The sequence below is a fragment of the Colwellia sp. E2M01 genome (assembly GCF_018860585.1).
GTDB lineage: Bacteria > Pseudomonadota > Gammaproteobacteria > Enterobacterales > Alteromonadaceae > Colwellia.
This window is the reverse complement of record NZ_JAHKPR010000015.1, coordinates 15,727-28,888: the sequence shown is the minus strand read 5'-3', so window position 1 is coordinate 28,888 and position 13,162 is coordinate 15,727. Positions and strand designations below refer to the sequence as shown.

Annotated in this window: 9 protein-coding genes; 2 read left to right on the top strand and 7 right to left on the bottom strand. The window is 36.6% G+C overall.

Annotated features, from left to right (window positions below; genetic code table 11):
- Window positions 1–135: 135 nt before the first annotated feature.
- A complete protein-coding gene (gene ppc, locus KO502_RS02195; RefSeq protein ID WP_252730452.1) occupies window positions 136–2,697 on the bottom strand; it encodes a phosphoenolpyruvate carboxylase in 2,562 nt (853 codons plus the stop codon).
- Between the two features lie 155 nt (window positions 2,698–2,852).
- Between ppc and KO502_RS02190 the strand changes: the two genes are divergently transcribed.
- Window positions 2,853–3,779 (top strand): LysR family transcriptional regulator, encoded by a 927-nt coding sequence (locus KO502_RS02190; RefSeq protein WP_216020927.1) that lies wholly within the window; start codon window positions 2,853–2,855, stop codon window positions 3,777–3,779.
- 63 nt (window positions 3,780–3,842) lie between these two features.
- Here KO502_RS02190 and KO502_RS02185 read toward each other — a convergent pair whose 3' ends face one another.
- The 6 genes from KO502_RS02185 to KO502_RS02160 form a co-directional block, all read right to left on the bottom strand.
- Window positions 3,843–4,928: a GGDEF domain-containing protein gene (locus tag KO502_RS02185; protein ID WP_216020926.1), complete on the bottom strand. Its 1,086-nt coding sequence runs from the start codon at window positions 4,926–4,928 to the stop codon at window positions 3,843–3,845.
- 479 nt (window positions 4,929–5,407) lie between these two features.
- Window positions 5,408–6,385, bottom strand: a complete 978-nt coding sequence (locus KO502_RS02180) for a hypothetical protein (protein ID WP_216020925.1) — start codon at window positions 6,383–6,385, stop codon at window positions 5,408–5,410.
- A gap of 186 nt (window positions 6,386–6,571) precedes the next feature.
- Window positions 6,572–9,724: an MlaD family protein gene (locus KO502_RS02175; RefSeq protein ID WP_216020924.1), complete on the bottom strand. Its 3,153-nt coding sequence runs from the start codon at window positions 9,722–9,724 to the stop codon at window positions 6,572–6,574.
- Window positions 9,725–9,794: 70 nt separating this feature from the next.
- The gene (locus KO502_RS02170) at window positions 9,795–10,424 is read right to left on the bottom strand and encodes a paraquat-inducible protein A (RefSeq protein WP_216020923.1); all 630 of its coding nucleotides are present in this window, start codon (window positions 10,422–10,424) and stop codon (window positions 9,795–9,797) included.
- On the bottom strand, window positions 10,408–11,058 hold the full coding sequence (locus KO502_RS02165) for a paraquat-inducible protein A (RefSeq protein WP_216020922.1): 651 nt from the start codon (window positions 11,056–11,058) through the stop codon (window positions 10,408–10,410). Before KO502_RS02165 ends, KO502_RS02170 begins: the two co-directional genes overlap by 17 nt.
- A gap of 138 nt (window positions 11,059–11,196) precedes the next feature.
- The gene (locus tag KO502_RS02160) at window positions 11,197–12,150 is read right to left on the bottom strand and encodes a c-type cytochrome (protein ID WP_216020921.1); all 954 of its coding nucleotides are present in this window, start codon (window positions 12,148–12,150) and stop codon (window positions 11,197–11,199) included.
- A gap of 244 nt (window positions 12,151–12,394) precedes the next feature.
- Between KO502_RS02160 and yihA the strand changes: the two genes are divergently transcribed.
- On the top strand, window positions 12,395–13,078 hold the full coding sequence (gene yihA / locus KO502_RS02155) for a ribosome biogenesis GTP-binding protein YihA/YsxC (protein WP_216020920.1): 684 nt from the start codon (window positions 12,395–12,397) through the stop codon (window positions 13,076–13,078).
- The last annotated feature ends 84 nt before the right edge of the window (window positions 13,079–13,162 follow it).

Here is a 13,162-nt window from a genome sequence, read left to right as displayed (position 1 = left end):
TACAAAATAATAAGACAAAAAAATACCTCTTTTGCTTAAGAACAATAACGTACTAAGCATAAAGAGGCATTTATTAACAAGTTTAGATATAGTTGAAACTTGTTATTTTCTATAGGTAAATACTAATCCGCACCATTAACCAGTATTACGCATACCGGTTGCAATACCAGACATAGTTACCATAAGTACTTGCTCGTTTTCAGGATGCTCAGGTTGAGCTCTTAAACGCTTAAGCGCTTCAATTTGCAATAAGTGCAACGGCGCTAAGTAAGGACGACGTAGTTCAAAAGAGTTAAAGTTCCATGGATCATTCTCTAACGCTTCTTTTTGTCCCAAAATACCTAAGATAGTTGCTTTGTCTTGTACTAATTGAGCACGTAGTTCTTCACCCATTACTTTTAGTGAATCTTCAACTAAAGATTCGTCATAAAGTGCTGACATATCTTTATCGGCTTTTAAGTATACCATTTCAGTTAATGATATACGTGAGCGGAAATATGGCCATTGTTTTACCATTTCCTGTATCAGCGCTTCGTTATCTTGGTAAGCGGTGTTTATTGCACTGCCTAAACCAAGCCAAGCAGGTACAACTAAGCGATTTTGCGCCCATGCAAAGATCCATGGTATTGCACGTAATGACTCAATACCACCATCTACTTTACGTTTACTTGGGCGTGAACCCAAAGGCAGTGACGAAAGCTCTGGCTCAGGCGTCGCTTGGCGGAAATATTTAACAAAATCATCATTGCCTTCAACATACTGACGATAAGTATTACAGCTTTCAGCAGACATAGTTTCCATAATGTCACGCCATGCTTGTGTTGGTACTGGTGGTGGATTAATCAAACACTCTAAAATAGCAGAAGCATACAAATGTAAACTGCGATTAGCTAAGTTTGGCGTACCAAATTTATGACGAATAGTTTCGCCTTGCTCTGTTACTCGTAAACCGCCGTCTAATGTGCCAGGAGGTTGTGAAGCAATTGCCGCATGTGCAGGGCCGCCGCCTCGACCAATTGTACCGCCTCGGCCATGGAACAATTTCAGTTCAATATTTTGCTCAACAAATACTTTAACTAACTCTTCCTGACTCTTATATTGGCCCCAAGTCGCGGCAAGTACACCCGCATCTTTCGATGAATCACTATAACCAATCATAACATTGTGTTGTGCATCACAAGTGTTGCGATAACTTTCAATGCTTAATAGCTCAGCCATGACTTTAGGTGCATTATTTAAATCGTCAAGTGTTTCAAATAATGGTGCGATAGGCATATTCCATTGCACGCCAGACGCTTTAAGCAATAATTTAACTGCTAATACATCGCTGACTTTACTCGCCATTGAAATAATATAAAGGCCAAAAAGTTCAGCAGGTTGTTCAGCAATTAACGCATAAGTATCAAGTACTTCTTGAGTATCTGCTGACCAGTTATTTTTTGGTAATAATGGACGAGGGTTTTTCAGCTCGGCTAACAAAAACTCTTGTCTTTGCTCTTCGCTCCAATCGGTATATGTACCTAAATTTAAAAGTTCAGTCACTTCGGCTATTGCGCTATCGTGACGTTCGCTATGTTGACGAATATCTAATTTAGCTAACGAGATACCAAAGCTGTTAACTTTACGCATTAAATCAAGAATTAGTGAATTAGCAACGTTAGTTAACCCAACGGCTAATAAGCTATCACGACAAGTTTTTAATGGTTGTAGTAACTGCTCTGAGCTAGCAAGAACGCCGTCAGTGTTACCTTCTTTTAATTGCTCAATAGTTGCTTTTAATAACAGCACTACCGGCGCTAAATGTTGACGATAAGGGCCACGTAAATTTTTGTCTGCTTGCGTTAACTCTGGTGTGGCTTTAGACATTGAAAGCTCTAAATAAAGCAGTTCAAAGTCTTTTAAATATAAATGAGCGGCCATTAAGCGCGCTTTAATTAATGCTTCGCGGCTTAGTTTAGCAGTAACAAATGGGTTACCATCGCGATCACCAGCCATCCAGCTCGCCATAGTAATTGGCGTGTAATCTTCGGGTAAATTTTTACCAGTTACTTTCACTGAGAAATCGTCAAGCTCTCGCATAAATTTAGGAATAGCAAACCAGAAGTTATCTGAGATGCTGTTTAAACCCCAGCGAGATTCATCTAGTGGGGTAGGACGTTTATGACGAATTTCGTCGGTATGCCAAGCTTGCTCTACAAGTTCTTCAACGCGTGGTGATAAAGCATTGTTTGGCGTGTCTAAAGCTTGTCCTATGCTGCTGTATTTATGAATAAAAGCACGACGGTTTACTTCGGTAGGATGTGCCGTTAATACTAATTCAATTTTTAATTTCTTCAGTGCAGCGGTAATAACTTCAGGGTCGATATCGGTAATATGACCTTCAAGATCTTCGAGTGGATGAGCAAGATCTAATTCATCTAAACCTTCTTCACTGGTTGTATATTGTTGCTCGGCAACGTTCACTAGGTTTAAGAACTGGCTAAATGCGCGTGAATAAATCAGTAACTCTTTTTCATCGCAATTAGCAAATTTTTCTTGAAGTGCGGCAATTGCTTTAACATCACCGGCGGCTATTTCTCTACCTTCTAAACGAACATTTTCAATTTCTTCTAACCATTTTCCGCCTTGATCTGCGGCAATCGTTTTACCTAATAGCGTGCCTAAGTCGCGCACATTTTGTTGAATAGGTTCTAACATAGATATAGAGTCCTTCATTGTTTTAGTTGTTGCTAAGAATGTATAAGCCTCGAGAAACTAGCTTACTTGAATTTAGTCTTTAAACATCATAGACAAGACATTTAATAATTAAAAATATATAATTTTAATTACAAGTATAGATAAAAGGCTATATCGTGAATAATAGAACGCCGACATTACGACAATTACAAATACTACAGGCACTTGCTGAATATAAAAATATTTCACTGGTAGCAGAAAAACTTTTTATTTCGCAACCCTCAGTTTCCATCCAACTTAAAAAGCTAAGCGAGCTATTTGATATCGCCCTTTATCATGTTATTGGTAAAACCGTTAAATTAACTGAAGCAGGCTTTGCAGTATTAAATGCATCGGATGAAATATTTACTACGCTAAATCATTTATCAACGAAGTTAGACGATATTAAAGGGGTTAAGTCAGGTAAGTTAAAAATTAATGTGGTGTCTACCGCTAAGTATTTTCTACCTTTGTTGTTAGGCTCTTTTTGTAAAAAATACCCCTTGATTGATATCGAGTTGAATATAGGTAATAGAGCGCAAGTACTTGCTAACCTTAAAGAAGATAAAGATGATTTTTATGTGTTAAATGATTGTCCTGAAGATAAAAATATAAGTGCCGACCCTTTTCTAGATAACCCTTTAGTTGTTGTTGCGCCGGAGAATCACGAACTTACTCGGCAACCATCAATCAGTTTAACACGTTTAAGCCATTACCCTTTTATTATGCGAGAAATAGGCTCAGGCACACGAATGTCTGTTGATAAGTTTTGTCAAAGCCACAAAGTAAGCTTAAAAGAAAGAATGATTATAGAAAGTAACGAAGCAATTAAACACGCTGTTGTTGCAGATTTAGGTCTGGCTATACTCAGCCAACATACCCTTGATTATATTTTAAAGTCAGGGTTAGTTACCCTTAACGTAGAAGATTTTCCGATTCAAAGTACTTGGTATTTGGCACAGAATAAAGTTCGTAAGCAGTCTATTTTAGCCAAGTTATTTTATGATTTTATGCAAAATGAAGGTAAGTTAGTATTACGTAAATTTATTGAAAATCGTGAATAAAAGCGATTTGAAGATTGTGAAAAGGAGGTGTTTATTTAGCGTAAATTACTAATTAAATTCGATTTATATTTTTTGGCTGACAACCTTATTTCTTCCGGTTTTTTTTGCTTTGTACATTGCTTCGTCGGCACTTGTTAATAAACTTTTTATGGATATATTTTGTTTGTTGTATTCATTAGCTAATGCTATACCTGTGGAAACAGTGATTCTCCCAAATGACGAACTTTGATGTGGGATGGCATTATTAGAAAATCTATTCGGCAAGTCGTGAAGCCAGTTTAGCTGATCCGTATCTAATATCTTTACTAATATGAATTCTTCTCCGCCAAATCTAACAACTATATCTGCCCCACAATCACTTAATATCTCAGCCACTTTAACAAGCACTCGATCTCCTTCTAAGTGACCATAGCTATCGTTGTATTTTTTAAAGTAGTCGATATCGATCATCGCAAGAGCAATAAACTGTAAGGGTTTGAGGTGTGTCATTAAGTCATTACATTTAGTCTCAAAACTGCGCCTATTATATACACCTGTTAGTTTATCAGTGTTCGCTTTCTCTGTTTCCATTAGTTCTGCTCTGTATTGTGTCCGCAGAAGTATATCAAGTTGGTATTGAATGTTGCCCATAACAATAATCATGGTAAATAAGAAATAAAGAGTCCACGAAATTGAAATAGGCGTAAATATCTGAATACCAATTAAATTAATACAAATAATAAACCAAAGCACAGCTTTATGCCCTAAATGCAACATAGGAATTGATGTGATCACTGCGATAACCAACATTGGACCGCCTTCCTTTAATTCATTATAAGTTAAAGAGAACGACCAAAATAAATAGCTGATCAAAAAACAAAATAAAACGGCATAACAAAAAAAGTGTTTATGTAATTTTTCAGTATTATTTTTATTATTCAAAAAAATAAATATGGCAGATAGGAGAATCATTATGATTCTGAGCGTATTTATAACAAAATTATCAATGAAGCCTTCACTGAGCAAAGAGGTCACAGTAAAAGAAAATAAAAAGAATATGCACAAATAAAGAACTGTATTGGCTAGGCGATGCGAGTTTTTATTTAACTGAAGTTGAAACTCTTTTTCCGTGAAACCTGATAAATAAAATGTAGAAGGTAAGTATTTCAAAGGGTGTCTTATTTATTGTTAATACGACATAAGAATAGTGTAGTAGATTATTTATTTCTTTACTAATACCAGTTTCATTAATTAAGTGCTCTACTTTAGACGGAGATAAAATCATTAAAAACAAGGAATTTATTTACCTAACTAGTTGTTCAGGAAAATTGCTCCTGTATTGTCTAATAAGCTACATTCATGCAGCGTTAATTATTAAATAAATAACGCTGTAGTTAGTGGTTTTAGCCCGTATAAATGTTGTGAGATTGGTATAATTATAAAGAACTTCATGTGCTTCTATTATAACAATACTGGTTGCTATGGTTGCTTAGGGAATTGAGTTTTTACTAACAAAAAAGCAGTGTTAAAAACACTGCTTTTTTGTTATATACCCGTTCCACTTGAAGGTGCAGGATTCAACTGGAACGGGTATATAAGTTAACTTATATTTCGACTAATAAACGTTCATCTATTATTTTTTAAAGAGCTTACTTTTTACCTAACGCGGCTAATTCTTTTTTAGCTAAAAAATTATCCATTTTCGAGCGTAATAATTTATATAACAAAATAGAACCGTCAATTTCTTCTTTACGATTAGTTAAACTTTCAATGTTTAAACCTAACGGTAAATCGTATGGCGATATTGCATCTAAAATTTGTTGTAAGCTGTTAACACAAATGCGAATTGACTCATATAATGGGTTATCTGCATTTAGAATGCGTAAGCTTGTTGCTTCAGGAACATTGACACCTAGCCAATCAATAAACTCTAAGGTTTTCTTACTACCACACGGTGAGAACGTTAAGATCAAGCGTTGTGGTTTTAAGCCTTGTTTTTTACATTCAAGGGCATAACGGGTCAGTAAATCGATAGTCGCTTGCGGATCATAAATTGCTTGTGAGATAAAGAAACTACAACCTTGCTTGTGTTTGCTAATTAAACGCTCGTGTTCATCACCTTTACTGGCATGGCGCTCTGCAATGGTAACACCACCAATAAAGAATTCATGTTGGTTTTTGACTAAGGCTTTGTAGGCATCAGCTAGAGGTAATGATATTTCGTTTTTCTTTGATGGACTGCCTACGAGCACTACGTCTTTAACGCCGTATTTTTCCCACGCTTCATTCGCCCATTGATTAAAGTCGTCACCGTTAGATTGCACTACACTTTTGTATGTGATCACTGGACGATTAGATTTTTTATTCAATAAAGAAGAGTAAAGTCTGGCATCGAGTGTTGATTTAAACGGGAAAGGTCGCGGTTTACTAATACGTGAATCTTCGTCTTGAATGTCATAAACAATCAATCCATCAAAATCGATGTCGCTAACACGATCAAGTAATTTTTCGGCAATGTCAGATACGGTATCTAATGGTGTATCGCTTTTTGGTGGTGTAGTACCAATAAAGTAAACACCTCGATTAATATCGTTGTATCGGGCTTGTAGCTCTGATGTTATCGTCAAAATATTTCTTCTTTTTCGTGGACGTTTAGATGGCTATATGTTCATGCAAATAGCTTAATTTGTCAACTGTTGTCTGTGGCATAACGGTAATTTTTAGTTATCTTGCTTAAAAACGTCCGTTATTATGTTATTAGCGCTTTCGTGAACCTACTGTTAACTCATGCCTGTATTGTTATTTAATGCTATTTATTCTGCAGCACTGTTATTTACTTCATTCATTTCATCATCGACCTCATCACTGGTATCCATTGTAGGTTGTTCAGCTATGTCTATTTTAGGTTGCCAGTCTAACCAGTCTTCATCAACTTCTTGATGTAACGTAAAACTTGCTGGTAATGGCGCTAATTCAAGCTTGTCGTCTTCATCAATTATTGGTGTGGCAAAAGCGATACCGCCAGCGATAAGTGTTTCTATTGATTCAGAATCAATTTGAACACCTGAAAAAAGACTTGCATCAATTTTGATACCACTGGTATTCCAAAATTTACTTTGACCATTAACAAGTGGTGCGTAACGTTTAGCAATATTAATAAAAACATTCACTTGATCTGCACTTGGTGCTAAATCGATACCGATAACTTTACCTACTTTAATTTGTCGGTATAGCACAGGGTTACCTACGCGTACTGAGCCTAAACGAGAGGTTGTTAATTTAATATTTAAACCGTAAGCGAGTTGTTCAACCGTGGGTGCTATTTCAAGGGCGGTAAATTCGTTAACTGCAATTACCTCTTGACCCGATAAAGCATCGAATGATGGTACAAGTCCAATAAAAGCACCATCAAGTATTGAGGCTACATTTTTAGAGCCAACTAAACCAATTTCAGGCTCCACCTTCCAAAACTTAGTACCTTGGCGTGCATACTGACTACCTAGATCGTTTAATAACACTAAAGCAGTTACACCCACTTTACCGTTGTTAAAGATCAAGCGCTGAACTGTACCTAAAGTTTGTTCTTGATAAATTACTTTGGTATTAACTTTTAAGCCGCTTACATCATTAAAATGAATGCTAATGTTTTGGCCTGCATTTTTAGCGCGCTCTTCATGTTGAAATAAGGTGAATTGCGCGAGCTCTTTAATTTCTTCAGGTGTTTTTGTTGATGGTGATTTTTCTGGATTATAAAAGCTAATACCACCACGTAAAATCGCATCGAGTGATTCTGTTTTTACGACAAAGTCACTTAACCCACCTGATATTTTGACGCCACTAGCATTGTAAAAGCGTGTTGTATTCTGTACTAAGCTTCTGTGCTTATCATCAATAGTTATGTTGATATGAATATTATCATCGTCTCTATTTAAGCTTACATTATCAACCTGACCAATGGTGATCCCGCGATAACTTACCGGACTCCCCGGTGTCGCTACACTAGCGTGGTCGGCAATCAAGGTTAATTGTAAACCTGGTGAGCTAGCATGTTTAATAGGGGCTTTAGTATGTAGTGGAAATTGCGATTTAGCTTCACCTTCGCCTAAGTTAAAAGTAATATACGCACCACCTAGCAAGGCTTCGGTATCGCTTGCACCAGACAAGCTGATACTTGGTTTAACTAGATAAAACTGAGTATTCTCTTTTAAAATATGTTGGTATTCTGGCAGCAAGCCAACCAGTAATTGTTGGCTATCACCTTGCAGTTTAATGTTATGAATAGCGCCTATTTCAACACCACGATATAAAACTCTGGTGTTATCACCTACCGACTCATTGGCGGTAACGTTTAATGTAAAACTAACCTTTTGCTGAGCAAGATTTTGATTGGCATACAATGAAAAACTATCGCCATTAGCAACAGATTTTTCTTTTGACTCTTGTAAATCATCTTGATTAATAAATGAGATACCGCCAGTTAATATGCTTTGCAATGATTGAGCTTGAATATCAACACCCATTAAACTGGCAGACACTTTAACACCAGAATTATTGTAAAAACGGCTGTCGCTATTTACATAATGGCTGAACTCCGGCTGTATATGGATATGAATTAAATGGCGTTCAGGAGCACTGGTTTCAATGGCCTGTATATTACCTACCACTTGTTGTTTGTAATAAATATTACTACCTACTTGTAATGAACTACGATCATTACTGGTTAACATTAAATGTAACCCCGGCTCGCTGTATCTATAAGGTGGTATAGTATTAAAAACTTTAAATTTGCTACTAGCACTACCGGCTAGTGAAGGGCGAATACTGATATAATTTCCAGTTAATATGGTTTTAGCATTTGCTAAGCCAGCTAAATTAATTTGTGGCGAGACAATATAAAATTGTGATTGATCTGTTAAATAAGGCACAACGCGTGGGTTAACTTTAGCAATAGCCGTAATCTTTCGAGTAACAGGGTCGATTTTACTGAAGGATTCAATAGCACCAATAGTTAAACCTTGATATGAAATGGCGGCATTGTGATCTATGTCTGCATTCCAATCTAAGGTTAACTCTATAGTATGTCCCATTTCGGCGGATTGAAAGTCAGGATGTAATTGGAATATTCGGCCATTTTTAGCTGGCGGTAAATCAGCTTGGTAGCTTAACGTATCAACCGATATCCCCCCCGCTAGGATAGATGAGAATGATTCGGTATTTACTTTCAAGCCTGAAGAAAGCGATGCAGTAACTTGCATACCACTGGTGTTATAAAACAATGAATTTTCTTTGACTAAATGCGCAAATTCAGGCTCGATAAAAATATTAACCCCAATTTTTTTACTACTTTCAATGTAGTGATAACCGGTAACGTAGCCAATTGGAATTTGTTTGAAATTTATAGGTGAATTTTCACTGATTGAGCCCAAAACATCAGTCTGTAAGGTTAAATGTAAACCCGGAGTAGACATATCTAATGTTGGTGCTTCTGTTAATGCTACAAAGTGAAATTTACTGTCTGCAGATTTGTCGGTGTCAGGTAAAATGGTAATGTAACTACCAGAGATAAGAGTATCTAAACCTGAAATTCCCTGTAGTGATATGTCAGCACTTACTAACCAAAACCGCGTGTTAGTGGTAAGGTAATCAGTAAAATCTTTAGATATTTCAACTTCAGCAATAACGTGCTGTAAATCATCAGAAGGAACAACTTTTTTAACTAAACCTGTCACTAAACCTTTATAACGTACCTCGGTTTTATTCGGTACTATGCCAGAGCCGTTATCAAACTCTATGGTGATAATAGTACCTTGTTCTGAAACTGCTTTTACGGTGAGCCATAAACCAAAAATTAGGGCAATAAAAGGTACAAACCAAATGATCGAAATCCCTTGACGAGGCACAATATCAGCGGCGTTGTTCGCTTTGTTATTGTGTTCACCTGTGGTGCTATCCTTTTTAGTGTTCATTCATATCTCTTTTGTTAAGTTACTTTTAACTAAATAAGTTGATAATTTCTTAATATATTATGCCGTATAACTATTTTATATGTACTTGTTTATCTTCTATATGTTTATCCCAGAGTAACCTAGGATCAAAACTATTTGCAGCTAACATGGTAAAAATAACCGTTAGCGTAAAGTAGTTTATAGCTGGCCCTGCCGCCACAGAGGTTATAAAACCAAGCTCAACAACAGCGACCATTAAAGCAACCACAAATACATCAAGCATTGACCAAGGCCCTAGAAACTCAAGAACACGGTAAAATTTACTATTTTTGCTAGGTTTTAAACGGATACCTGTGTGGGCTTTATACACCAATATAAATAAGCCTATAATTTTAAATAAAGGCACTATGATACTAGCGGTAAAAATAATAACCGCAATGGGGTATAAGCTGTGGTCAATAAACTCACCGATACCCGACAAAATAGTTGCCTCTGTACCAATCCCTAAGCGGTACACAATCATTATGGGGTAAAGGTTTGCAGGAATAAAGGCAATTAATGCGGCAATATTCCATGCTAGTGTGTATTGTAAACTGTTATGTTGACGTGAATAAAAATGTCCATGACAACGAGTACATTGTTGTGGCTCAGACTTAAACTCATTGAGCTTATGGCATTTAGGGCATAAAACAAGCTTGTTATCTTTAGCGGTTCGCATCATTTTTCTCTTCGTTTGCAAAGGCTTCTTCTAGTTTGTCCCAAATATAATCTTGATCTAAAGCTACTGCCGACATAGTGGAGCAAATTAACCAAAAAATAAAAGCTAATAAACCAAGGTTGACAGATAGTTCAGTATCATCGGTTAATTTATACATAGAGACAACTATACCAAGCATAAAAACATTAAGCATTGCCCAATGATCAAGGTGATGATAAGCACGAAAAAAATTTAATAATGAAGGTTTTAAGCGATTAAATTTAAACGAATAAGCTAAGTATAAAGCCCCAGAAAGCCTAACAATAGGGACAGCTATAGCGAAAAGAAACATTAAAGAAGCAATCATAAAAAAGCCTCGTTCAATTAATACGATAATACAATCAAATAACGATGCTTGATGAAACTGACCCGCTAAGGTGACTCCCATTATAGGCAGTAAAATAGCTGGCAACATAAAGATTAACCCAGCAAGAGACCAATAAAAGCTGCGGTTAATTGAATCGATTTTACGCTCAATTAATATGCTGCCACAACGGTTACATTTGGCTATCTGTCCTTGCTTTAAGTGTGGTTTGTCATAAAGCGCATCACATTGTTTGCAAGCAACAAGCGATTTCGTATTTAGGTTATTATTCATTTAGAGGGTATTTTTTCCCTATCACTAATGTATGTAGTAGGTTTAAAGTATCAAAATTCAAACAGCTAAAAAAGATAAAAAAAAAGCAGCGATTATCGCTGCTTTTTAATACGTATTAATCCAACAATAAGATCATTGTTATTTTAATGAAGTAATATATTGCGTTATATCTTTAATCTGAGCATCTGATAATTTAATCGCAATGTTACGCATGATGCCATTATTATCATTACCACGAGTACCATCACGGAAGCTCACTAATTGTTTGGTTAAGTACTCTTGACTTTGTCCAGTAAGGCCAGGGAAACCTGCTTGTTTAACACCTTTACCAGAAACACCATGACAAGCAATACATGCTGCTACATTGCTAGAAGCATCACCGCCAATATATAATTTATGTCCAGCTTCATTTATTTCGCCAGTACCTGTTTTAGCCGTTTGTACGGCAAAATAAGCTGCTAAGTCATCCATATCTTCAGGACTTAAGTTTGCAACCATACCCGCCATAACAGGATCGGCACGCTCACCAGATTTGAAATCTGCAAGTTGCTTAGCAAGATAATTAGCACTTTGACCAGCTAAAACTGGGTATATAGGTGCTAAGCTATTTCCGTCAGCACCATGACAAGCAACACAGGCTGCTGACTTATCTTTACCTGCGGCTACATCACCTTTGTAAATAGCTGCTGCTGGTGTTGAAGAAACAATTTCAACATTTCCTGCAGGAGCTGTTGCTACTGCTGAATCAGTACTTTCACCGTTACCTGCAGATGCTGCAGCTTGTTCGTTTGCGCTAGGTAAGCCAGAGAAGTGCGCGGCTAAATCGGCCATATCTGCATCAGATAAATTAGCGGCCATAGGAGCCATCATAGCGTCGGTACGTGCACCTGACTTAAAGTCTTTTAATTGCTTAATAATATAAGCATCATTTTGACCGGCAAGGTTAGGGTACATAGGACTTGCACTAACACCAGTTGGGCCGTGACAGGCACTACACACGGCCGATTTTTCTTTACCTGCATTAGCATCTGCGGCTTGTACAGTGGTTACTGAACTTAAAGCTACAAATAGCGAAAAGATAATTTTTTTCATTGAGTTGCTCTCTGCTTGTCATTAATTGGCTAGCTTTTAGGATATTATAGTCGCTATCTAATTAAAAAATGATAAAAAGTATTATTGATATGTCGGCATTTTACACGAATATGGGCACCTTGTAAGAGTTGAGAAGAAAAAATAGATCAAAAAAACAGGTGATTTCACTGTTTTATATGTTTTTTTGATAATAAATCGATTAAAAAAACGTTATAATGTCGAAAATTTTTAACGAGTGAAGCCCTTGTCTGCTACAAAGATACATTTAAGTAAAGCCGCCTTTACAATTAGCGCCCCTGATATTCGTCGTTTACCTGCTGATGCTGGTATTGAAGTTGCGTTTGCGGGTCGTTCTAATGCCGGTAAATCAAGTGCTTTAAATACCCTAACTAACCAACGTGGTTTAGCACGTATTAGTAAAACTCCTGGTCGTACTCAATTAATTAACGTTTTTGAAGTTGCAGAGAATCGTCGTCTTGTTGATTTACCTGGCTATGGTTTTGCAAAAGTACCACTTGAAATGAAGAAAAAGTGGCAAAAAGCGTTAGGTGAATATTTAGAAAAACGCCAAAGTTTGAAAGGTTTAGTGGTATTAATGGATATACGTCATCCATTAAAAGATTTAGACATGGACTTAATTCAATGGGCGGCAGATAGCGACTTACCAGTATTGGCGTTATTAACTAAGTGTGACAAGCTTTCACAAGGTAAACGTAGTGCTGAAGTATTAGCAGTTAAAAAGAAGTTATCTGCATTAAATGCAGATATTCGAGTTCAAGCTTTTTCTTCACTTAAATATACTGGCTCAGAGCAAGCCGACGCGATTATTTGCGAATGGTTAGAGCAAGAAGCACAAGAAGAATACGATTTACCAGAAGAATCTGAATTTGAAGACTTTGACGAATCAGAAGGTTTTATTGAAGAGTAATATTCAAGACTCCCAGTAGAATTCCTATTATACCAATTTGATTAAATTTCTTCCCAACTCAGAGCTATGCTCGATGTGCAATAA

What these genes read in the sequence shown, in the direction of transcription:
- KO502_RS02160 (WP_216020921.1), bottom strand. Translation starts at nt 12,150, where the DNA reads ATGAAAAAAATTATCTTTTCGCTATTTGTAGCTTTAAGTTCAGTAACC.
- KO502_RS02175 (WP_216020924.1), bottom strand. Translation starts at nt 9,724, where the DNA reads ATGAACACTAAAAAGGATAGCACCACAGGTGAACACAATAACAAAGCG.
- ppc (WP_252730452.1), bottom strand. Translation starts at nt 2,697, where the DNA reads ATGTTAGAACCTATTCAACAAAATGTGCGCGACTTAGGCACGCTATTA.
- KO502_RS02165 (WP_216020922.1), bottom strand. Translation starts at nt 11,058, where the DNA reads ATGAATAATAACCTAAATACGAAATCGCTTGTTGCTTGCAAACAATGT.
- KO502_RS02170 (WP_216020923.1), bottom strand. Translation starts at nt 10,424, where the DNA reads ATGATGCGAACCGCTAAAGATAACAAGCTTGTTTTATGCCCTAAATGC.